Source organism: Nonomuraea sp. NPDC049504, assembly GCF_040676845.1.
GTDB classification, from domain to species: Bacteria; Actinomycetota; Actinomycetes; order Streptosporangiales; family Streptosporangiaceae; genus Nonomuraea; species Nonomuraea salmonea.
Genome location: NZ_JBFAPT010000018.1, coordinates 122444 through 144600, shown reverse-complemented (window position 1 = coordinate 144600; position 22157 = coordinate 122444). Strand labels below are relative to the sequence as shown.

20 protein-coding genes are annotated in these 22157 nt (G+C 73.8%); 8 read left to right on the top strand and 12 right to left on the bottom strand.

The genetic code is table 11. From position 1 onward, the window contains the following. The first annotated feature begins 61 nt into the window (after nt 1-61). The 6 genes from AB0K28_RS31080 to AB0K28_RS31055 all read left to right on the top strand — a co-directional run bounded on the left by AB0K28_RS31080 (nt 62) and on the right by AB0K28_RS31055 (nt 5693). Nucleotides 62-529, top strand: a complete 468-nt coding sequence (locus AB0K28_RS31080) for a SigE family RNA polymerase sigma factor (RefSeq protein ID WP_345402924.1) — start codon at nt 62-64, stop codon at nt 527-529. Beyond that, the gene (locus AB0K28_RS31075; RefSeq protein WP_364377067.1) at nt 526-1569 is read left to right on the top strand and encodes a hypothetical protein; all 1044 of its coding nucleotides are present in this window, start codon (nt 526-528) and stop codon (nt 1567-1569) included. Before AB0K28_RS31080 ends, AB0K28_RS31075 begins: the two co-directional genes overlap by 4 nt. 48 nt (nt 1570-1617) lie before the next feature. Further along, nucleotides 1618-2373, top strand: a complete 756-nt coding sequence (locus tag AB0K28_RS31070; RefSeq protein ID WP_345402918.1) for an aminotransferase class IV — start codon at nt 1618-1620, stop codon at nt 2371-2373. 29 nt (nt 2374-2402) lie between these two features. Continuing rightward, nucleotides 2403-3380 carry an MsnO8 family LLM class oxidoreductase gene (locus AB0K28_RS31065; protein WP_364377065.1) on the top strand — a complete coding sequence of 326 codons (978 nt, stop codon included), beginning with the start codon at nt 2403-2405 and terminating at the stop codon, nt 3378-3380. Nucleotides 3381-3424: 44 nt separating this feature from the next. Next, complete coding sequence (locus AB0K28_RS31060) at nt 3425-4945, top strand: acyl-CoA synthetase (RefSeq protein WP_364377063.1); 1521 nt, start codon at nt 3425-3427, stop codon at nt 4943-4945. Nucleotides 4946-5054: 109 nt separating this feature from the next. Then, nucleotides 5055-5693, top strand: a complete 639-nt coding sequence (locus AB0K28_RS31055; RefSeq protein ID WP_364377061.1) for an SAM-dependent methyltransferase — start codon at nt 5055-5057, stop codon at nt 5691-5693. Here AB0K28_RS31055 and AB0K28_RS31050 read toward each other — a convergent pair. The 5 genes from AB0K28_RS31050 to AB0K28_RS31030 form a co-directional block, all read right to left on the bottom strand. Continuing rightward, nucleotides 5690-7225, bottom strand: coding sequence for a benzoate-CoA ligase family protein (locus AB0K28_RS31050; RefSeq protein WP_364377059.1), 1536 nt, complete (start codon nt 7223-7225; stop codon nt 5690-5692). The two genes, AB0K28_RS31055 and AB0K28_RS31050, sit on opposite strands and share 4 nt — an antisense overlap. Before the next feature lie 87 nt (nt 7226-7312). Continuing rightward, a complete protein-coding gene (gene boxB / locus AB0K28_RS31045; protein WP_345402895.1) occupies nt 7313-8722 on the bottom strand; it encodes a benzoyl-CoA 2,3-epoxidase subunit BoxB in 1410 nt (469 codons plus the stop codon). Between the two features lie 15 nt (nt 8723-8737). Next, complete coding sequence (boxC, locus tag AB0K28_RS31040; RefSeq protein ID WP_364377057.1) at nt 8738-10321, bottom strand: 2,3-epoxybenzoyl-CoA dihydrolase; 1584 nt, start codon at nt 10319-10321, stop codon at nt 8738-8740. 9 nt (nt 10322-10330) lie between these two features. Continuing rightward, a complete protein-coding gene (locus AB0K28_RS31035; protein WP_364377055.1) occupies nt 10331-10699 on the bottom strand; it encodes a hypothetical protein in 369 nt (122 codons plus the stop codon). Between the two features lie 54 nt (nt 10700-10753). Then, a complete protein-coding gene (locus AB0K28_RS31030) occupies nt 10754-11695 on the bottom strand; it encodes a LysR substrate-binding domain-containing protein (RefSeq protein WP_345402885.1) in 942 nt (313 codons plus the stop codon). A gap of 90 nt (nt 11696-11785) precedes the next feature. Between AB0K28_RS31030 and AB0K28_RS31025 the strand changes: the two genes are divergently transcribed. Beyond that, a complete protein-coding gene (locus AB0K28_RS31025; protein WP_364377053.1) occupies nt 11786-12964 on the top strand; it encodes an MFS transporter in 1179 nt (392 codons plus the stop codon). Between the two features lie 37 nt (nt 12965-13001). On the opposite strand, the gene AB0K28_RS31020 is transcribed toward AB0K28_RS31025, so the two are convergent. Next, nucleotides 13002-13916 (bottom strand): MerR family transcriptional regulator, encoded by a 915-nt coding sequence (locus tag AB0K28_RS31020; RefSeq protein ID WP_364377051.1) that lies wholly within the window; start codon nt 13914-13916, stop codon nt 13002-13004. Nucleotides 13917-13985: 69 nt separating this feature from the next. Between AB0K28_RS31020 and AB0K28_RS31015 the strand changes: the two genes are divergently transcribed. Next, a complete protein-coding gene (locus AB0K28_RS31015) occupies nt 13986-14735 on the top strand; it encodes a maleylpyruvate isomerase family mycothiol-dependent enzyme (protein ID WP_364377049.1) in 750 nt (249 codons plus the stop codon). Between the two features lie 6 nt (nt 14736-14741). Here the strand turns inward: AB0K28_RS31015 and AB0K28_RS31010 are convergent, their stop codons facing one another. The 6 genes from AB0K28_RS31010 to AB0K28_RS30985 all read right to left on the bottom strand — a co-directional run bounded on the left by AB0K28_RS31010 (nt 14742) and on the right by AB0K28_RS30985 (nt 22123). Next, a complete protein-coding gene (locus AB0K28_RS31010) occupies nt 14742-15560 on the bottom strand; it encodes an aldo/keto reductase (RefSeq protein WP_364377047.1) in 819 nt (272 codons plus the stop codon). A gap of 34 nt (nt 15561-15594) precedes the next feature. Continuing rightward, the gene (locus tag AB0K28_RS31005) at nt 15595-16239 is read right to left on the bottom strand and encodes a response regulator transcription factor (RefSeq protein ID WP_345402858.1); all 645 of its coding nucleotides are present in this window, start codon (nt 16237-16239) and stop codon (nt 15595-15597) included. Next, a complete protein-coding gene (locus tag AB0K28_RS31000) occupies nt 16230-17381 on the bottom strand; it encodes a histidine kinase (RefSeq protein WP_364377045.1) in 1152 nt (383 codons plus the stop codon). The genes AB0K28_RS31005 and AB0K28_RS31000 overlap by 10 nt, the downstream gene beginning before the upstream one ends. Nucleotides 17382-17416: 35 nt before the next feature. Beyond that, complete coding sequence (locus AB0K28_RS30995; RefSeq protein WP_364377043.1) at nt 17417-18256, bottom strand: ABC transporter permease; 840 nt, start codon at nt 18254-18256, stop codon at nt 17417-17419. Beyond that, nucleotides 18253-19158 carry an ATP-binding cassette domain-containing protein gene (locus tag AB0K28_RS30990; RefSeq protein WP_364377041.1) on the bottom strand — a complete coding sequence of 302 codons (906 nt, stop codon included), beginning with the start codon at nt 19156-19158 and terminating at the stop codon, nt 18253-18255. The genes AB0K28_RS30995 and AB0K28_RS30990 overlap by 4 nt, the downstream gene beginning before the upstream one ends. Nucleotides 19159-19240: 82 nt before the next feature. After that, a complete protein-coding gene (locus AB0K28_RS30985) occupies nt 19241-22123 on the bottom strand; it encodes a response regulator (protein WP_364377039.1) in 2883 nt (960 codons plus the stop codon). Between the last annotated feature and the right edge of the window lie 34 nt (nt 22124-22157).

Here is a 22157-nt window from a genome sequence, read left to right as displayed (position 1 = left end):
CGATGCGTCAGTACCGGCGACCGGCAAGGACGGCGGAAGGCGCGACGTGGCGGACAGGGCGATGTTCGATGACTTCGTGGTGTCGCGGGCGGATCGGCTGTTACGCACCGCGTACCTGCTGACCAGGGACTGGGGCGTAGCGGAGGACCTGCTGCAGGAGTCGCTGGCCAAGGCGTGGTTCGCGTGGCCGGGCATCGAGGAGCCTGAGGCGTACGTGCGCCGGGTGCTGGTGACCACGTACACGTCCTGGTGGCGGCGCCGCTGGCGCAGGGAGCTGCCCAGCGACGACCTGCCGGACCGTCCAGTGCACGACGAGGGGCATCCCGGGCGCGAGGAGGTGTGGCGGGCGGTGGGCCGCCTGCCCGCCAGGCAGCGCGCGGTGATCGTGCTGCGCTTCTACGAGGACCTGCCGGTGAGCGAGGTGGCCACGCTGCTGGGCTGCCAGGAGGGCACGGTCAAGAGCCAGACCGCCAAGGCGCTGGCCAAGCTGCGCGTGGACGAGTCGATCGTGAGGGAGTCACACCGATGAGCGTGGAAGAGCTGCGTGACGTCCTGCGGGAGCGGGCGGAGGGTCCGGCGCCGGCGAACCCGTACCGGCACGAGCAGGTCAGGGACCGGGTGCGGCGGGTCAGGCGGCGGCGGACCACGGCCACGGCGGCGCTCGCGGGGGCCGCGGCGGTGGCGACGGTGCTGGCGACGGCCGCGATCACCGGCGTGATCAGGGAGACGCCCCGGCCGGGCCCCCTGACCGGCACGGTCAGTCGCACGCCGGAGGTGGAGCTGCCCGCGTGGCACACCTCGTCCGACGGCACCGCGTACCGTCGGCTCGCGGCCGGCACGGTCGATGCGCGAGGGGCGAAGACGACGCTCACGGTGCCGCGCACCGGCCGTCCGCTGGAGGCGGCGGTCCTGTGCGACGGCGGTGACCCGGCGGGCGGCGAGCCCGCGACCGGCGCTGGTGGCGGGCGTGCCGTCGCCGGGCCTGAGGTGTTCGTGGACGGACGGCGGGCGGGGCCGCCGGCGTTCGCGTGCGCGGGCTTGGGGATGCGGTTGCGTCCTCTGGAGGTGCCCGCCGGGACCGGTCAGGTCGCGGTCACGTTCGACACGACGGGCGCCACGTGCGTGCTCAGGACGGCGGACGGGCCATGCACGCCGGAGCGGCCCGGCGCGGCTCACTGGCGGGTGGCCGTCTACGAGTGGACGCCGCCCGCCCGCCCCGTCATCCCGGCGCCGGCCACCCTGCCTGCCCGGGTGGACGGCGCCAAGCAGGTCGCCCTGTCCACCGGCACGTGGCCGGGCGACGGGTCCTACGAGGCCACGGTGGTCGCCCCCGGCCGCTACACCCTGCAGCAGAACTGCTCGGGCGATCTGCGCGACCGCCTGTGGTTCAAGTACTGGATCGACGGCGTCGAGTCGCGCACCTCGGTCGGGTGCGGCACGCGGACGGGCGGGGCCGCCGCGTTCACGGTGCGGAAGGGGCAACGGGTCGAGGTCAAGGTGCGGACGGGACTGTGGGGAGCGAGCACCAACCGGCCGGTGGACTGGGCGGTGGCGCTCTACCGGCGGTGAGGGCCTAGCCTGGGGCGCCGTACCGTGATCGAGGGAGAGGGGCGGCCGATGGCAGGACGGATCGCGATGGACGGCGAGCGGCTCGGCGAGGAGGCGCTGCTGGGGATGGAGGCCCGCTACGGCCACTTCACCGCCATGCAGGTCGCCGCTCGCCGGGTGCGCGGTCTCGAGCTGCACGTCGAGCGGCTGGAGCGGGCCGGCGCCGAGCTGTTCGGCGCCGTGCCTGACCGGGCGGTGGTGCTGGATTCGATCAGGGCGGCGCTGGGCGACGAGCGCGACGCGAGCGTACGGGTGTACCACGTGGAGGTGGCGGGCCGGCCGCGGGTCATCGCGACGGCGGCCGCGCCGCATCCGCCGCTGCCCGGCCCGCTGCGCGTCACGCCGGTCGTCTACCAGCGCTACCTGGCGCACATCAAGCAGGCGTCGGGCTTCCAGCAACCGCACATCCTGCGTACGGCGAACCGCGCCGGCTTCGACGAGGCCCTGCTGACCACGCAGGACGGCCTGATCAGCGAGGGCGCGATCACGAACCTGGGCGGCTTCGCCGGCGGCCGGCTGGTGTGGCCCGACGCGCCGATGCTGCACGGCGTCACCATGCGGCTGCTGGAGCGCATGGACGTGCCGCAGGAGCGCCGGCCGCTGCGGGTCCCCGACCTGGCGGGGTTCGACCTGGTGTTCCTCTGCAACTCGTGGGGGGTGATGCCGGTCGGCGAGGTGGACGGCACGAAGCTGCGCGGGGACGCGGCGCTGGAGGAACGGCTGCTCGCCTGCTATGAGGGCATCGCGGGCGACCCGGTGGATTGATCCGCCGCCCCGGGGCGTTGCACCCGTACATGACCGCGTACTCGATCCTCGACCGTTCGCTCGTCCGCAGGGGCTCGACCCCGGCCGAGGCGCTGCGCGCGACCGTGCGCTTCGCCGGGCAGGCCGAGGAGCTCGGCTACCACCGGTTCTGGGTGTCGGAGCACCACAGCGTGCCCGGCGTCGCGGGCTCGGCGCCGACCGTGCTGGCGGCGGCGGTGGCCGCGGCGACGTCGCGGATCCGGGTGGGCACCGGCGGCGTGATGCTGCCCAACCACCGGCCGCTGGTCGTGGCCGAGCAGTTCGGCGTGCTGGAGTCGCTGCATCCCGGCCGGATCGACATGGGGCTGGGGCGGTCCGTGGGGTTCACCGGCGGCATCCGCAAGGCGCTGGGGCACGGCAAGGACGACGCCGACCGGTTCGGCGAGCAGCTCGCCGAACTGCTGGGTTTCTTCACCGGCGGGCAGTCCGCCTATCCGGGCGTGCACGCGCTGCCCGCGGAGGGGCTGCGGCCGCAGGTGTTCGTGCTGGCCATGGGGGCGGGCGCGGAGATCGCGGCCGAGCACGGGCTGCCCATGGTGATCGGGGCGGGCTCGCGCATGCTGGACGCGGTCGCCCGCTACCGCGCCGGGTTCCGTCCTTCGGCGTGGGCGGATCGGCCGTACGTGATGGTGGCGGCGAACGTGGCGGTCGCCGCGAGCACGGCGGAGGCGGAGCTGCTGCAGCTGCCCGAGGCGTGGGCGACGGCGCGCTCGCGCACCAGCGGGGCGTTCCCGCCGCTGATCCCGGCCGAGGAGGTCGCGGCCATGGAGCTGGGCGAGCGGGAGCGGGCGTACCTGGAGCAGACGCTGAAGGGGCAGATCCACGGCACCGAGCGTGAGGTCGCGGTGGCGCTGGACTCGCTGGTGGCGGCGAGCGGCGCGGACGAGGTGCTGGTGACGATGAACACCTACGATCTCGGCCGGCGACTCGACTCCTACCGGCGGCTCGCGGCGCTGTTCAGGGGTTAGGATCTCCCGAACATCGTTCTGCGCGACTGAAGGGTGCCCCCCGTATGACCCGGCAGCACACCATCGGTGACCTCCTGCGGCGCTCGGCCGCCCGCCACCCCGCGAAGACCGCGATCGTGTTCGGCGATCTGCGCCAGAGTTACGCCGACCTCGACCTCGTGGTGAACAGGACGGCCAACGCGCTGGCCGCGCGCGGGGTGGGCAAGGGCGACAGGTTCGCCGTGTTCAGCCACAACAACCACGCGTTCGTGGTGACGTACTTCGCGCTGGCGCGGCTGGGGGCGATCTCCGTGCCGGTCAACTTCATGCTGGGGGCCGAGGAGGTGGCGTACATCCTTGAGCATTCCGGGGCGACCGGGATGCTGGCCGAGGAGGCGCTGCTGCCGGTCGCCCAGGCGGCGGTGACCGAGCGGGTCGCCGTGCGCGGGGTGATCGGCGACGGGCAGGACGGGTGGGAGCCGTTCAGCGCGTGGTCGGCGCACGACGACTCGTCGGAGCCCGAGGTGGAGATCGCCGACGACGACCCGATCCAGCTCATGTACACCAGCGGCACCGAGTCCCGCCCCAAGGGCGCCATGCTGTCGAGCAGGAGCCTCATCTCCCAGTACGTCACCTGCATGGTCGACGGCGAGATGAGCCACGACGACGTCGAGGTGCACGCCCTGCCCCTCTACCACTGCGCGCAGCTGCACTGCTTCCTGACGCCCGGCGTCTACCTGGGCGCCACCAACATCGTGCTGCCCGGCCCGAGCCCGGCGGTGATCCTCGCGACGATCGAGGGCGAGCGCGCGACGAAGCTGTTCTGCCCGCCCACGGTGTGGATCTCGCTGCTGCGCCACCCCGACTTCGACCGCCGTGACCTGTCGTCGCTGCGCAAGGGCTACTACGGCGCCTCGATCATGCCGGTCGAGGTGCTGAAGGAGATCGCCGCCCGGCTGCCGGACGTGCGGCTGTTCAACTTCTACGGTCAGACGGAGATGGCGCCGGTGGCGACCATCCTCGGCCCGGAGGAGCAGCTGACCCGGCTCGGCTCGGCCGGTCGGCCTGCGCTGAACGTAGAGACGAGGATCGTCGACGACCTCGACCAGCCGGTGCCGCCCGGCACGGTGGGCGAGATCGTGCACCGCAGCCCGCACGCGATGCTCGGTTACTGGAACGACCCGGACAAGACCGCCGAGGCGTTCCGCGGCGGCTGGTTCCACAGCGGCGACCTGGGCGTCATGGACGCCGACGGCTACCTGTCGGTGGTCGACAGGAAGAAGGACATGATCAAGTCGGGCGGCGAGAACGTCGCGAGCCGCGAGGTCGAGGAGGCGATCTACCAGCATCCGGCGGTGGCCGAGGCGGCGGTGTTCGGGGTGCGGGACGACAAGTGGATCGAGGCGGTGACGGCGGCGGTGGTGCTGCGGCAGGGCGCGGGGCTCACCGCCGACGAGCTGATCGCGTTCCTGCGGGGGCGGCTGGCGCCGTTCAAGACGCCGAAGCGGGTGGTGTTCGTGGACGCGCTGCCGAAGAACGCCTCGGGCAAGGTGCTCAAGCGGGAGCTGCGCGACTCCATGGGGTAGGGGCCGCGGGCAGGCGTCGGCCGCGCGGTTGACGGGAATCTCCATCCGGCGACGACTTCACCTCAAGTCCCGGGACCGACGATGGGGGTCCCCGACCGAGAGAGGCCGCATGCCGAGTCTGCCCGACCGCCTGCACCGTACGTTCTTCCGCACCCTGTCCCTGCTCTCGCCCAAGGGACAGGGCCTGCTCCTGCGCCGCTACTTCGACTGGCGGCACCGGGCCCCCGACCCGTGGAAGCTGGCGACCGACGGCTACGAGCAGCAGAAGTACCAGGTGACGCTCAAGCAGCTCCCGCCCCGGCCGTACCGGCGCATCATCGAGATCGGCTGCGCCGAGGGGGTGTTCACCGGCGCGCTGGCCGCGGCCTACCCCGACGCGGAGATCACCGGGGTGGACGTCTCCGAGCGGGCCCTGGCCCGCGCCAGGGCCCGCGTGCCGGAGAACGGGCGGGTGCGCTTCGTCCACGCCGACTTCCTCACCCACCGCTGCGAGCCCCGCCACGACCTGGTGTTCTGCTCGGAGACCCTCTACTACCTGGGCCGTCACGAACGGCTGCGCCGCGCCTCCGCGCAGCTCAGCGACCTGCTGACGGCTGACGGGGTGCTGGTGGCCGTGCATCCGTGGCCGGAGGCGGCCAGGCTGCACGGCTATCTGGACGCGCACGGCACGCTGGCCAGGATCAGCGACGAGGTGTACGAGATCCCGCCGCGGCCGTTCGCCGTCACCGTCTGGTCGCCGAAAGGCTAGCGCTTGCCCAGCAGGTCGGCGGCCAGCCGGCGCACCACGCCCCGCTGGATCTTGCCGGTCGCCGTCTTGGGCAGCTCCTCCATGACCAGCACCTCGCGCGGCCGTTTGAACGAGGCCAGCCCGTCCCGGCAGAACGCGACCAGCTCGGCGGCGTCCACCGTGCGCCCCGGGGCGGGCACCACGCAGGCGACCGGCTTCTCCAGCCCCTCGCCGTCCACGTACGCCACCACCGCGCACTCCCCCACGGCCTCGTGCTGCAGCAGCCTGGCCTCGACCTCCATCGGCGCGACCCAGATGCCGGCCGCCTTGATCATGTCGTTGGAGCGGCCCAGGCAGCGGTAGGCGCCGTCGGGCTCGCGGACGTAGGTGTCGCCGGTGCGCAGCCACTCGCCCTGGAACACCTGCCGGGTGGTCGCCGTGCGGCACCAGTAGCCGGTGGCGATCGAGTCGCCGCGCACGTACAGGTGGCCGGGCTCGCCGTCGGCGACCGGGGCGCCGTGCTCGTCGAGGAGCCTCACCTCGTAGCCGGGCACGACCGTGCCCGAGGTGCCTGGACGCACCTGGCCGGGCCGGTTGGAGATGAAGATGTGCAGCGCCTCGGTGGAGCCGAGCCCGTCGATGATCTCCACGCCGTAGCGGGCCAGGAAGCGGCGGTGGATCTCGGCGGGCAGCGCCTCGCCGGCCGAGACGCCGAGCCGGACCGAGCCGAACGCGCCGGCGTCGCCGGGGGTGGCGAGCAGCGCGGAGTAGAACGTGGGGCCGGCGAAGAACAGCGTCGGCCGCTCCGCCCGCACCCGTTCGAGCACCCCTGCCGGGGTGGGGCGGGCCGGGTCGAGTATCGCGGTGGCGCCCGCGGCGAGCGGGAAGAACATGGAGTTGCCGATCCCGTACGCGAAGAACAGCCGCGCCACCGACAGGCACCGGTCGTCGGCGCGGATGCCGAGCACCTGGCGGCCGTAGGTCTCGTAGACGTCCCTGATCGCCCCGTGCCGGTGCATGGCGGCCTTGGGCGCGCCGGTGGTGCCGGAGGTGTAGAGCCACAGGGCGGGCGAGTCGCACCAGGTGTCGTACGCGGGCCCGGCCGGCCGCCCCGACGCCGGCAGCTCGGCCCACGACCCGCCGGGCCCGGTCGTGATCAGCGTCTCGGCCTCGGGCGCGGTGGCCAGCGCCGCCCTGGCGACGGGCTCGTACTCGGGGGTCGCCACGACCACCCTGGCCCGCGCGTCACGGATGAGCTCGCCCAGCTCGGCGGCGTGGTACATGGTGGACACCGGCACCGCGACCGCGCCCATCCGCATGACGGCGAGGATCGTGACCACGGTCTCCGGCCGGTCGGACATGACGAGCAGCACCCGCTCCTCCGGCCTGACACCGAGACGGCGCAGCCCGGTGGCGAGGCCGGCGACCTGGGCGGTCAGCTCGGCGTAGGTGAGGGTGCCCGCCGGGCCGGTGACGGCGACGTGGCCGCCCCGGCCCGCCGCGACCTGGCGCTCGGTGAGATAGACGCTGGCGTTGAACGACTCGGCCGTCATGGGCGTCCCCATCCGCAGGCTGGCGATCGTGACTGAATCTTCTACACAGGAACGCGGCTCCGTCAATGTCGTGTAGTACGGCAGCGGTCAGAGGTGCACGTACTCGTAGTCGAGCGGCCTGCCGTTGATGCCCGAGCGTGGCGGCGCCAGCCAGGCGGCGATCCTGCCGGGCTCGTAGACGGGCCTCATCAACGAGCGTACGTGCTCCTTGTCGGCCGGTGTGGGCAGCCACCGGTCGCGGTGCGCGGCCCACTCCGCCTCGTCCATCACCCGGCCGTCCGGCGCGAGGTGGTGCCCGGCGAACACGCCCACCTGGCGGTTGAAGCCGACGTGCGGCAGGTGGAGCACGGGGTCCAGGCCGTGTCCTGTGAGGATGCGGTTCCAGCGGTTGAGGCCGGTCACGCAGTCGGCGACGTACTCGCCGCGCAGGTCCGCGTTGAGCGCCGTCAGCGCGGGCAGCCGCTCCTCCACCACCCGGCCGCCGGACACCCGGGGCACCGTCGCGTACGCGTCGGTGAGCAGGTGGTCGTCCTGGCGCCGCTCCTCCTGCCAGCGGCCCTTGAGCCCGGCGGTGAAGTAGTTGGCCACGTTCGTCGAGGTCTCGCCGCCGAACAGGTCGAGGCTGACGCTGTAGTGGAAGTTGACGTACTTCTGGATCACGTCGAGCGGGATGCCGCCGTACGCCGCCACGTCGTCGGTGTCGTGCTCGCGCATGAGCTGCGCCGTGCGCTCCACCACCCGGTCCACGCCCGTCGTGCCGACGAACATGTGGTGGGCCTCCTCCTTCAGCATGAACTCGCAGGTCCTGCTGAGCGGGTCGAACGCCGACTCCTTGAGCGTGCCGAGCTGGTACTTGCCATCACGGTCGGTGAAGTAGGTGAACATGAAGAACGACAGCCAGTCGGGCGTCTCCTCGTTGAAGGCGCCGAGGATGCGCGGGGAGTCCTCGCTGCCGGAGTTGCGCAGCAGCAGCGCCTCGGCCTCGTCGCGGCCCGCCCGTCCGAAGTAGGCGTGCAGCAGGTAGACCATGGCCCACAGGTGGCGGCCCTCCTCCACGTTCACCTGGAAGAGGTTGCGCAGGTCGTACAGGGAGGGCGCGGTCAGGCCGAGCCTGCGCTGCTGCTCGACGCTGGCCGGCTCGGTGTCGCCCTGGATGACGATGAGGCGCTGCAACTCCGCGCGGTACTCGCCGGGCACCTGCTGCCAGACCGGCCGTCCCTTGTCCTGGCCGAAGGCGATGCGGCGGTCGGTGTCGCGCTCGGCCAGGAAGATGCCCCAGCGGTAGTCGGGCAGCGCGACGTGGTCGAAGTGCGCCCAGCCGGCCCGGCCGACGGCGACGGCGGTGCGCAGGTAGACGTCCTGGGTGGGCAGGGCCGGGCCCATCTCCGACCACCACTGCAGGAAGCGCGGCTGCCAGGACTCCAGGGCGCGGCGCAGCCTGCGGTCGCCGGCCAGGTCGACGTTGTTGGGGATGCGCTCGGAGTAGTCGATCGGCATGTCGCTCTCCCGGCTTCAGGTTCGTTCGCGGTCGTAGACGGGGCGGCGTCCGGTGCCGTAGCGGCGCAGGGCGCCTTCGGGGCCGGAGGCGTTCGGGCGGGTGAAGATCCAGTTCTGCCAGGCGGCCAGCCTGCCGAAGATCTTGGTCTCCATGGTCTCGGGGCCCGCGAAGCGGTGGCTGGCCTCCATGCCGGTCAGCGCGTCGGGGCTGAGCGCGGCGCGCTCCTCCAGCGCCAGGCGTACCTCGTCGTCCCAGTCGAGGTCGTCCGGCGCGAACGTGACGAGCCCCAGCTCCAGCGCCTCGGCGGGGCCGATGCGGCGGCCCGCCTCCTTCTCCAGCCGGGCCACCTTGGCGGGGTCGGCGAGGAAGCGGGAGGCCAGCCTGGACAGGCCGTTGGCCATGGGGTAGGCGCCGAAGTTGGCGGGCGAGAGCCGCACGGCGGGGGGCTCGTCGGGGTCGTCGAGCATGTACTGCCGGTCGCAGGCCAGCGCCAGCTCCAGCAGCGGGCCCGCGAAGCAGCTGCCCGGCTCGATGAGCGCGATCAGGCTGCGGCTGGTGACGTCGAGGCGCTTGAGCGTGCGCTTGAGGTAGTGCCTGATCTCGCCGTACGGCCATGCGTCGCCCGCCGGTTCGGCGGCGAGCACCGCGTCGATGTCGCCTTCCGTCCTGATCACCCAGGTGCCCCGGGCGGGCTCATGGGTACGCAGGCGCAGGATCAGGTCGTCCAGCTCGCGGGTCATGCGCAGCAGCCAGCCGTCGTCGCCTTCCTCAGGGCCGCGTACGGTGATCGTCACCCGGTCCCCTTCCGGCTCCGCCGTGACCGTCCCGTACGCGTACCCGTCGGGGTCGAGCGGCGGCAGCGGCACCGGGGCGGCGTCGGCCGGGCGGGCGGATCGGGCGGCGGCCTCCAGGGCGCGGCGGCGTACGGTCTCCTCGAACCTGCTGGGCGGCGCCACCTCGTCCACCAGCCCCCACGCCACCGCCGTCGCCCCGCGCACGCCCTCGCTGCGGGTGGCGAACACGTCGGCCAGGTCCTTGCGCACGCCCCGCTTGTCGGTCAGCCGGGTCAGCCCTCCGGTGCCGGGCAGCACGCCGAGCAGCGGCACCTCCGGCAGGGACACCGCCGTCGACCCGTCGTCGACCAGGATGATCCGGTCGCAGGCCAGGGCCAGCTCGTATCCGCCGCCGGCCGCCGTGCCGTTGACGGCCGCCAGGTAGGTCTGTCCTGAGTGGAGGGTGGCGTCCTCGATGGCGTTGCGCGTCTCGTTGGTGAACTTGCAGAAGTTCACCTTCCAGGCATGGGAGGACTGGGCGAGCATGCGGATGTTGGCGCCCGCGCAGAACACCCGGTCGAGGCCGCCCGTGAGGACGACCGCGCGCACCTCGGGGTGCTCGAAGCGCAGGCGCTGGACGGCGTCGTACAGCTCGATGTCCACGCCGAGGTCGTAGGAGTTGAGCTTGAGGTCATACCCGGGGACGAGCCCGCCGGCCTCCTCGACCGCCAGCACGATCCGGGCCAGCGGCGCGTCGATCTCGAGGCGGAGGTGACGGTAGCGGCCTGGGCCGGTGTCGAAGGACACCTGGGGCTGTCCTGTCATGCCCCAAGTTCAACAATCTGAGCGCCCTCCGTCAAGGTTCTGTAGAACGTCGCGCCGGTCGAGCGCCTGCACCCACTTCACCGCGACCGCCGCCACCTGGATCAACTCGCCGCGCAGCCGCTGCGGGTCGTGCTCGGCGAACGCCTCCATCACCTCCTCGGCCAGGATGTGCCGCCACGTCAGCGCGCCTTCTCGCGCCGCCGAGTCGGTCTCCTCGCGCGCCTCGTCGGCCGCCGCGACCGCGTCGTGGCCGCCGGTGCCGTCGGGCAGCACCTGCATCCCGAACCGTTCGTCCTGCGCGGCCCGCTCGTCCCGCACCTGCGCGAGCACCCGCGCCAGCGAACCCGGCACTCCCGCGTCCCCGTCCTGCCGTCCCATGCGTCTCAGTCTGGCGCAGGTTCATAGGGAGGCGGGTCGTGTGTGGGGCGCGGTTCATGGGTGGGGTGGGCGGAAGCCGGGCGTGTGGGGTGGCAGGGCGGTCAGGGCGTGGTCGCGGAAGGCGCGGGCGGCCGGGGTGAGGCGGTCGCCGGCCCGCCAGCTCATGCCGATCGTCCTGAACAGCGCGGGCGACAGCGTGATCTCGGTGACGCCGCCCGCGGGCGGCTGCTCGGAGCGGGGCAGCACGGCGACGCCGAGCCCGGCCGCGACGAGCCCGCGTACGGTCTCCGACTCCTGCCCCTCGAAGGCGATCCGCGGCTCGAACCCGGCCGCCGCGCACAGGTCGTCGGTGATCTGGCGCAGCCCGTAGCCGGGTTCGAGCGTCACCAGCTCCTCCCCCGCCAGCTCGGCGGCCCGCACCCGCCTGCGCGCGGCCAGGCGGTGCGCGGGCGGCACCGACAGCACCAGCTCCTGGTCGGCGATGGGACGGGTGACGAGGTCGGGGTCGTCCAGCGGCATGGGCGCGACGAACACCAGGTCGATCTCGCCGTCGCGGAGCGCCCGCAGCATGTCCTGGCGGGAGCCCTGCGCCAGGCTGAAGCGCACGCCGGGGTTGCGCTCGCGGAAGGCGCCGATGAGCGAGGGCACGAGGGTGCGGCCGAGCAGGTGCAGGAAGCCGAGCACGATGCGGCCGGTGCCGGGGTCGATCTCCTCGCGCACCTCGCGGGCGGCGGCGGTCACGGCGGTCAGCGCGCGGCTGGAGGCGGCGGCCAGGGTGCGGCCCGCGCGGGTGAGGCGGATGCCGCGGCCCGCCGGGAGCACGAGCGGGGCTCCGACCAGGTCGGCGAGCGCGGCCAGGCGGCGGCTGGCGGTGGGCTGCGGGATGCCGAGGAGCTCGGCGGCCCTGGTCACGTGGCCGGTCTCGCCGACGGCGGCGAGCAGCGCGAGCGTCGGGGCGAGGCGGGCGGCCAGCCGGTCATCCGATTCATGCGTCACGGTATGAATTATCGCCTATATCCGTATTAGACGTATCTATCGAGGTTGCCTAGCGTGCAGAGCGTGGCGGTCCTTGAAGCTTCCCCCTCCGTGAACACCCGTCGGGTCAGTACGGCCGTCGCCGCGGCCGGCCTGTCCTCCTTCGCCCTGCTCTACTCGCCGCAGCCGGTGCTGCCGCAGCTCGCGGCGGCGTACGGGCTGGATCCCGGCAGCGCGTCGCTGGCGATCGGGGTGGCCACCGGGTCGCTCGCGGTCGCGGTGCTGCCGCTGGCCTGGCTGGCGGGGAAGGTCGGGCGGCGCCGGGTGATCCTGTGGTCGGTGCTGGTGTCCGCGCTGCTCGGCCTGCTGCTGCCGCTGGCGCCGTCGTTCCCCGTGCTGCTGGTGCTGCGGGCGGCTCAGGGGGCGGCGATCGCCGGGTTCGCCGGGGTCGCGGCGGCGTACCTGGCCGACCAGCTCGGCGCGGGACGGCTCGCCGGGGCCGTGGGGGCGATGATCGCGGGCAACTCGGTGGGCGGCATGCTGGGCCGGCTCGGCGCCGGGTTCGCGGCCGGGCCGCTGGGCTGGCAGGGGTCCCAGTTCGCCGTCGCGGCCGTGGCGCTGGTGTGCGCGCTCTTCGCCGCCGCCACCCTGCCCGCCGCCCTGCCCGCCACCCTGCCCGCCGCCCGTCCCGCCCTCGCCGCCGCTCCTCCCGGGCGGGTGCCGGGGCGTACGTGGGTGGTGCTGGGGGTGCCGGTGGCGGTGGGCGCGCTGGGGATGGGGGCGTTCGTGGCCGTCTACAACGCGGCGGGCTTCCGGCTCTCCGCCCCGCCGCTGTCGCTCAGCCCGGCCGCCGCGTCGCTGGTGTTCCTGTCGTACGCGATGGGCACGATGTCCTCGGCCGCCGCGGGCCGGCTGGCGTCCCGGCTGGGCCGCACACCCGCGCTGGTGACGGCGCTGGCCGTGACGGTCGCGGGATCGGCGCTGACCGCCCACTCGTCCCTGGTCGTGATCGCCCTCGGCTTCGCCGTGCTGACCGGCGGTTTCTTCGCCGCCCACGCCATCGCGAACACCTGGGTCACCGCCGAGGCGCCCCCGCACGCGCGCGGGCGCGCCGCCGGCGTCTACACGCTCTGCTACTACCTGGGCAGCGGCGCGGGCGGCACGACGGGCGCCGTCGTGTACGGCCACGCGGGCTGGCCCTGGCTGATCGCCCTGACGTCGGCCTGGCTCCTCCTGGCCGCGTCGGCCGTCCTCGCCACGCGTCGCCTCCGCCGCCCGGCCGCCGCGTGACGCAGGGCGGCGGTCCCCGGCGGTCGCGGCACGGGTCTCACCTCGCGAGTGAGCGGGCGAGGGCGTCGCCGAGCCAGGTGAGGGTGGTGCCGATCGGGGCGCGCTCGCCGGTGACCTCGCCGACCAGGCGCCAGTAGCGGCGTACGCGGGGGTCGTGGTCGCCGGCCACGATGCCGAGAAGCTCGCGGCGAAAGCCCGGGGTGTCGGAGCGGCGCCGCACCGCGGCGTGGGCGGCCACGAAGCGGTCCAGCTCAGGGCCGGGAGCGGGGGGCTCGCCGGCGGCCACGAGCGGCTCGGCCAGCGCGACGGCCGCCCCGACGCCCTGCATCAGCTCGTTCTCATCGGTGATGGCGCGGGCGTTCTCCTTCGCCCTGGCGCGCAGGCCGCGGGTCAGTGACCGGTCACCGGTCACGGCGACCAGCTCGGCGTACGCGACGACCTGCGGCGGCGTCGGATCGGGCGGCGGCGGAGGCGCGGCCATGGACAGGAACGAGCCGAACAGCTCGTCGGAGACGGGCAGCACCATCTGCAGCCGCCAGAACGCGACCAGCCGCTCGCGGGCGGCCCGCGCGTCCTCGACGGCGGCGAGCAGCGCGAGCCGCCCGGCCCGATCGGCGGCCCCCGCCTCCTCGACCGCCCGCAACCGGGCCCGCCGCCAGGCCAGCTCGCGAAGCTGGACGTCGAGCGCGGCACGTTCCGCCGCCACCGCCCGCGCCACGGAGGTCTCGCCTTCGAGCACCGAGGCGATCGCGTTCAGCCCGAGCCCCAGCCCGCGCAGCCGCCTGACCAGGACCAGCCGCTCGACGGCCGCCCGGTCGAACCTGCGGTGGCCGCCCGTGCTGCGCACCGACGCCAGGACGCCCTCGTCGCAGTAGAAGCGGATGGTCCGCACGGGCACGCCGGTGAGCCTGGCCAGGTCGCCGATGCCGAGCGTCTCGTCCCACAAAGGCACTTGAACCTCCACCTGACTGGAGTTCTTACGCTACCCGCGCCATCGACGGACGACCTCGAGGAGTGAGTGATGACGACACTGGACCAGGACCGGCTGGCGGAGGGGCTGCGGGAGCAGGGCGCGGCGTTCGGCCTGGCCGTCGCGGGCGGCGACCCGGAGGCGAAGGTGCCGACCTGCCCGGAGTGGCGGCTGCGCGTCCTGACCGGGCACGCCAGCCAGGCCACCCGGTGGGCGGCGGGACTGGTCCGCGCGGCGGGCACGCCGCTGCCCGTGCCCGACCCGCTCGACGCCCTGCCGGGCGCCCCGGACGCCTGGGCGTCCTGGCTGCGTGACGGCGCCGAGGACCTGATCACCGCCGTACGGACGGCGGCCCCCGGCGCCTCCGTCTGGTCCTTCAACGGGCCGGTGCCGCCGGTGTTCTGGCTGCGCCGGATGCTGTGCGACACCGCCGTCCACCACTATGACGCGGCGGCCACCACCGGCGCGCCCTACACGATCGCCGACGACCTCGCGGCCGACGTGATCACTGAGGCGATGGAGCTCATCACCGCACCGGCGTCACAGGCGTTCAAGCCCGAGCTGACCGCGCTGCGCGGCCAAGGAGAGCGGCTGGCCGTGCGCCCCGACGGCATGACCGGCTGGCTGATCACCAGGACGCCGGACGGGCCGAGGTGGGAGCGCTCCGACGCGGACGCCGACATGGTGCTGTCGGGCCCGGTGGCCGAGTGCATGCTGGTGCTGGCCAGGCGCGTGCCGCCCGCCCGGGTGCACGGCGACCGGGCGCTGCTGCGGCACTGGCTGGATCACACCGTGTTCTGAATGCGGTCAGAGCTCGACATGGGTGTCGGGGTCGCCGCCGATGCGGCCGCCCGGTAGCGCGTCGAGCCTGGCCATCTCGTCAGGGGTCAGGCTGAAGTCGAACACCTCGAAGTTCTGCCGCATGCGGTCGGTGTCGGCCGACTTGGGGATGGGCACGGCGCCGAGCTGGAGGTGCCAGCGCAGCACCACCTGGGCGGGCGTACGGCCGTGCGCGGTGGCCAGCTCGGTGACCACGGGGTCGTCGAGCAGCTTCTGGCCGAGGCCGAGCGGGCTCCACGACTCGGTGATGACGCCGTGGTCGGCGTGCCAGGCACGCAGCTCGGTCTGGGCGAAGCCGGGGTGCAGCTCGATCTGGTTGAGCACCGGCCAGACGCCGGTCTCGCCGGCGATCCGCTCGATCTGCGGAGGCGTGAAGTTGGACACGCCGATCGAGCGGGCCAGGCCCTCCTCGCGCAGGCGGACGAAGGCGCGCCAGGTGTCGGTGTACAGGTCGCGGCCGGGCAGCGGCCAGTGGATCAGGTAGAGGTCGACGTAGTCGAGGCCGAGCCGGCCCAGGCTGGCCTCGCAGCCGCGCAGCGCGGCGTCGTAGCCGTGGTCGGCGCCGCGCAGCTTGGTGGTGACGAACACGTCCTCGCGGGGCACGGCCGCCTCGTTCACGGCGGCGCCGACGCCGCGCTCGTTGCCGTAGGCGGCGGCGGTGTCGACCAGCCGGTAGCCCAGCGAGAGCGCGTGCGTCACGGCCTGGCGGGCCTCCTCGTCGTCCATGGGCCAGGTGCCGAGGCCGAGTCGTGGCATGGGACGTCCGTCAGCGAGCATGACAGTCATGGCGATCACCCTTCCCCAGGGGCGGGCCGGTCAATCAGCCCTCCAGATAGCGCAGGATCGCCAGCACGCGGCGGCTGTAGCCCGGGTCGCGCGGCAGGTCGAGCTTGTCGGTGATGGCGTTGACGTGCTTCTCCACCGTGCTGAGCGAGACGTGCAGGCGTTCGGCGACGGCGGCGTTGACGAAGCCCTGGGCGAGCAGCTTCAGCACCTCGGTCTCGCGCGGGCTGAGCGTGCTCAGCGGGTCGGTGCGGGTGGCGCGGGCCATCAGGCGGCGCACCACCTCGGGGTCGAGCACGGTGCCGCCGGCGCGGACGCGTTCGAGCGAGCCGAGGAACTCGGCCACCTCCGACACCCGGTCCTTCAGCAGGTAGCCGAGCCCTTCCGTGGCGCCGGCCAGGAGGCGGGCGGCGTAGTGCTGCTCGACGTACTGCGACAGGACGAGCACGCCGACGTCCGGAAGGCGTTCGCGGATCTCCAGGGCGGCGCGCAGGCCGTCGTCCTTGTGCCCCGGCGGCATGCGGACGTCGATGACCGCCACGTCGGGCCGGTGGCGCTCGACCGCGTCGAGCAGCGCGGGCGCGTCTCCGACGGCGGCCACCACCTCGTGGCCCGCGTCGGCGAGCAGCCGGGTCAGGCCCTCGCGCAGCAGCACGGAGTCGTCGGCGAGGATCAGCCGCACGGCGGCGCCTTGGGCAGGGTGGCGGTGACGCGGGTGGGGCCGCCGGGCGGGCTGTCGACGGTGAACGTGCCGTCGAGGGCCAGGACCCGCCGGGCCAGCCCGGACAGCCCGCCGCCCGAGGGGTCGGCGCCGCCCCTGCCGTCGTCGGAGATCGCCACGCTCACCGCCTGCTCGTCCTCGTCCAGGACCACCAGGATGTCACGGGCGGCGGCGTGCTTGACCGCGTTGGTGATCGCCTCGCGGGCCACGAAGTACAGGGCGGTCTCGATGCGGGTGGCGGGGCGGCCGGACAGCCCGTAGTGGACGGTGACCGGCACGCCGGCCCGCTCGGCGGCGCCTTCGAGCGCGGCGCACAGGCCCAGCTCGTCCAGCGCGGTCGGGTAGACGCGCCAGGCGACGCTGCGCAGCTCGTCGAGGAGGCGGCGCGACTCGGCGTAGGCCTGTTCGACCAGCTCGGCCGTGCGCTCGTGGTCGGGGGTGTGCCGGGCGCGGCCGAGCAGCATGGCGAGGGAGACGCCGCGCTGCTGGACGCCGTCGTGCAGGTCGCGCTCGATCCTGCGGCGCTCGTCGTCCACCGCCTCGACGATGCCGGAGCGGGTGGCGGTCAGCTCGGCGATGCGGGCCCGCATCCGCTCCTGGGCGCTCGGGCCCAGGAAGTACGTGGCCAGCCGCCGTTCGAGCGCGGCCACGCCCAGGATCAGCAGGGCGGACACCGCCAGCAGCACCACCCCGCTGCTCACGCCGAGCATCCCGCTGTCGGTGACCAGGCGGACGCCGGGCAGCTCCAGCGGCACCGGGTCGGACTCGCCCGTGATCAGCGCCCAGGTGCCGCCGCCCAGCAGCAGGCCGGTCAGGAACAGCGCGGACGCGGTGGCGTACCCACCGACCAGGCCGAGGACGGCACGGGCGGTCAGGAACGCGGCCCCGCCCGCGCGCGGCGGCGCGGTCTCGTGCCCGAGCCACCGGGACAGGCGGCCGCGTTCGACCGCGACCAGCCGCGCCACCCCGCGCGCCGCGGCGGGCCGCAGCGCGGGCACGAGCCGGGCCGGGACGGCGAGCGCGAGGACGGCCAGCTCGGCCACCCCGAGCGGGACCCCCATGAGAACCCCGGCGAACGCCCGTGCGATCCGGCTGCCTGACACGGCCGTGAAGTCTATGCCGCCGCCCGTGGAATCGGTCATGCGTCGCGGTGGCGCACGACGGCCCAGCCGGTCGCGAGGGCCGCCGCCGTCCAGGCCAGCAGCCAGGCCAGGCCCTCCCCCGCCGAGTACGGGATCGGGGCGCCGGTCAGGTTGTCGGTGCTGTCCATGAACGCCAGCCCGGCGAACATCGGCATCCGCAGCGAGACGTCCACCGCGACCTGGCTCCCGGTCATGATGAGCAGCAGCGGCAGGCCCATGAGCAGCATGAACACCGTGGAGAGCGTGCCCACGGCGCTGCGCATCGCGACGCCGGCGCCGACCGTCAGCACGCCGATGAGCGCGTAGTAGCCGCCCGTGGCCAGCAGGTCCCAGGCGACCTCGCCGGGCGGCAGCACGACGAGCCCGCCGAACACGTCGATCGACAGCAGGGCGTACACGGCCGCCGTGGCGACCGCCCCCGTCAGCACGCCCGCGAGGACCATCACCGGCGCCACCACCAGCGCCTTGGCGGCCAGCACCATGCCGCGCACGGGCGTGGCCTGGAGGGTGACGCGGATGCCGCCGGAGGCGTACTCGGAGGTGACGGTCAGCATGGCCAGGGCGACCAGCGCGAACTGGGCGAACGACGTGGCCGCGACCACGGCCTCGCTGGCCGTGATGCGCGTGTCCACGCCCGCACGAACGGCCTCGGTCGCGTACGCGGCGCCCAGCGTCGCGGCGGCGAGCACGGTCAGCGCGAACGCGCAGGCCAAGCACCACCACGTGCTCCTGACCGACCACACCCTCACCCACTCGGCCGCGACGCTCTGCCACAGGGCGCGGGGCAGGGCCCGAGGTGACCGGCTCTTCGGCGCGGTCCGGGGAGCGGGGGTCATGCGGCGGCTCCGTATTCGACGCTGCCGGAGGTGAGCTCCTGGTAGACCTGCTCCAGGGACGCCTGTCTGGTGCGGAGTTCGTGCAGCCGGGCGCCCGCCTCGTACGCCAGGTCGCCGACCTGTTCGATGGTGGCGCCGGTGACCTCCAGCTCGTTCTCGGCGAGCCGCTTCACGGTGAGGCCGGCGGCGCGGAGGCGGTCGGCGAGGTCGGCGGCGTGCGGGGTGCGGACGACCACGGCGGTCATGGAGCTGCTCGCGATGACGTCGGCGAGCGGGGCGTCCACGAGCAGCCGGCCCTTGCCGATCACCACGAGGTGGTCGGCGGTGAGCTGCATCTCGCTCATCAGGTGGCTGGAGACGAACACCGTGCGTCCCTCGGCGGCCAGGGAGCGCATGAGGCCGCGTACCCAGCGCACGCCGTCGGGGTCGAGGCCGTTCACCGGCTCGTCGAACATCAGCACCTCCGGGTCCCCGAGCAGCGCGGCGGCGATGCCGAGGCGCTGGCTCATGCCGAGCGACAGCGCGCCGGCGCGCCTGCGGGCGGCGCCGGTCATGCCGACGGCCTCCAGCACCTCGCCCACCCGCCGCACGGGGATGCCGTTGCTGCGGGCCAGCGCCGTCAGGTGGGCGTGCCCGCTGCGGCCCGGGTGCACGGCCCGCGCGTCGAGCAGCGCGCCGACCGTGCGCAGGGGGTTCTCGATGCGGTGGTACGGCACGCCGCCGACGAGCGCGGTGCCCGCGGTGGGCCGGTCGAGGCCCAGCACCAGGCGCATGGTGGTGGACTTGCCCGCCCCGTTCGGCCCGAGGAACCCGGTCACCTTCCCCGGCCGCAACTCCAGCATCAGATCGTCCACGGCGAGCCGATCGCCGTAGCGCTTGGTCAAACCCTTGAGACTGATCACAACCCGCCACGCTAGGAGCGCGGCACCCCGCCGGCCATGGGGGCGCCCCGCCGACTTCGATAGCGGAAAACCGTAACGGCGGTCAGGTGGAGCGGACGGTGTCCATCCAGTCGGGGGCCTGGCTGAGGAGGGTTTCCAGTTCTTCCAGTAGCGCCTCGCCCACGACGCCGCCCGCCCTGGAGATCTCCTCGGCGCGGCGGCACAGCTCGGCCTCTCTGGTGGCGCCGACCGTGGCGCAGGCGCCCTTCAGGCGGTGGGCGAGGGAGGCCGCCTGGGGGCGGTCGCCGTCGCGGACGGCCTGGCGGAGCTCCTCGAACGTGCGGGACGCGGTCGCCAGGTACGCCCGCGCCACGTCGGCGAGCGCCTCGGCGGACAGCCCGGCCAGCTCGGGAGGCAGCCCGGCGGAGGCGGCCCACTCGGGGATCCTGGCCAGCACGCGCGCCCAGTCCACCGGCTTGGCGAGGTGGTCGTCCATGCCGGCCTCCAGGCAGCGGATGCGGTCGTCCGGCATGGCGGCGGCGGTCATGGCGATGATCGGGGTGTGGACCTCCTCGCGGCTCCTGATCTCCTCGGTGGCGGCGAGCCCGTCGAGCACGGGCAGCTGGCAGTCCATGAAGACCAGGTCGTAGCCGCCGGCGAGGACGGCGCGCACGGCCTGCTCGCCGTCGTCCACCGTCTCGACCGCGTGCCCGGCCTGGCTGAGGACGAGCATCGCCACCTGCCGGCTGACCTCGTCGTCCTCGGCCACCAGGATCCGCGCGCCCCCGGTGGGCCCACCGGCTGCGACGGCGGGAGCGCCACCGGGGCTCTCGACGGCGTCGAGCGCGTTCCCGAGCGCGTTCTCCACGGCGGCGAGCAGGCGGCGGCGGCTGAGCGGGCGGGTGATCGACTGGACGGCGCGTTCCCCGGCCGGGGCGGGCCAGGCGACGCCGGAGCGGCCTGGCGTGACGACCACGATGACGCTGGTGGCCTGGAGCAGCGGATCGACGAGGATGGCGTGGGCGAGCGAGCGCGGCGTGCCGGGATCGGCGGGGTCGGCGTAGTCCTGCCCCGCGCTCAGGTCGAGGGCGACGACGGCCAGCTCGTACGGCTCCCCGCCCCGCGCCGCGGCCCGCAGCAACCCGAGGGCGGATTCGACGTCCCTGGTCTCCTCCACGTCGGCCCCCGCCTGGGCGAGGAAGCGCGCGGCCAGCGCGCGGTCCTCGGGCCGCTGGTCGGCGATGAGCGCGCGCAGCCCTTCGAGCGCCGCGGCGCCGGGCTCCGACCAGTCGAGGACGTCGACCGGCAGGGTGGCCCAGAACCGGCTGCCGACGCCCTCCACGCTGTCCAGCCCGATGCTGCCGCCCATCAGCTCGACGAGCTGCCTGCTGATGGCCAGGCCGAGCCCGCTGCCGCCGGTCCTGCGCGTGATCGGGGTGTCCACCTGGCGGAAGACGCCGAACACCTTCTCGCGGTCCTGCGGCCCGACGCCGATGCCGGTGTCTGCCACGGCGAACCTGAGCACCACCCGGTCCTGGCCGGGCTCGCCCTCGGAGATCGTGACGTGCAGGTCCACGCCGCCCTGGACGGTGAACTTGAGTGCGTTGCCGACGAGGTTGGTGAGCACCTGGCGCAGCCTGGCGGGGTCGCCGCACACCTGCCTGGGCACGTTCTCGTCGATCCTGAGCGTGAGCCAGAGCCCCTGCTCGTAGGCGTGCGGCGCGAACGGCGCGACGACCTCGTCGCACAGGCGCGGCAGGTCGAACGGCGCGGCCTCGACCTGGAGGTGGCCTGCCTCGATCCTGGACAGGTCGAGGAAGTCGTCGAGCAGGCGCAGCACGTTCTGGGCGGCCTCCTGGGCGGTGGTGGCGTAGTAGCGCTGCTCGTCGTCCAGGCGGGTGTTCATGAGCAGGGAGTTCATGCCGAGCACGCCGTTGATGGGGGTGCGGATCTCATGGCTGATCTTGGCGACGAACTCGGACTTGGCGCTGGAGGCGCTGAGCGCCTCGTCGCGGGCGCCGGCCAGCTCGGCGGCGTACCTGGCGAGGGTGGCCTGGGCGCGGCGGCGGCCCCTGGTGCTGTGGATCTGCAGGCCGAGCCCGATGAGGATGAGCAGGGCGAGCAGGGCGGCGACGGTGAGCACGTTCGTGCGCAGCCGCTCGGCGGAGGCCAGCGCCTCGGCGGCGACCACCTCGGCGGTGACGGTCCAGCCGATGCCGGGGATGGGCTCGGACGCCGACAGCACGACGCCGTCGATGCCGCGGTACTCGCCGCTCCACGCCTGCCCGTTGAGCGCGTCGTCCACGCGGGGGTCCTCGCGCAGGGAGGTCAGGGCGTTCAGCTTCTTGCTGGGGTCGTCGGCGACGAGCACGCCGGCCTTGTCGGTGATGAGCAGCCGGATGTCCTGGGCGTCGGCGGCCTTCTCGGCGAACTGCTGGATGGCGTCGAGGCTGTAGACGACGGCGAGCACGCCGACCATGCCCGTCCCGTCGGCCGAGGGGATGGGCGCGGCCACGGCGACCGCTCTGGACACGTCGCGCATGGTCGGCGTGTACGCCTGCGAGACGTAGGCGACGCGCTGGTCGCGTACGGCGCGGTACCAGTCGGTGCTGGTGATGTCCTGGGGCAGCACGACGGGCGGTTCGACGCCGAGCATCTTGCCCTCGGGCGAGATCATGACCAGGCCGCTGACGCCGTCGCGCATGCCCTGCAGCTCGGTGAGCCAGCCGCCGAGGGTGCCGGGAGCGGTCTTCTTGACGGCCTCGCGGACCTGGGGCCGCTGGGCGAAGGCGGTGACGAGCTGCTTGAGCGAGTCCATCTGCTGCTCGACCACGACCCGGCTGACCGAGGCGGTGGTCTTGACGCGGTCGCTGACCTCGCCTCTGACGGCCTGCTCCGACAGGGAGATGCTGGAGGAGGTGAGCAGCGCCAGGGGCAGCAGACCGAGCAGCGTCCACAAGGCGGTCACCGCGAGCAGCCATCGCACGGGCGTCCGTCCCTCCCCCCACTCTTTGGGGTAC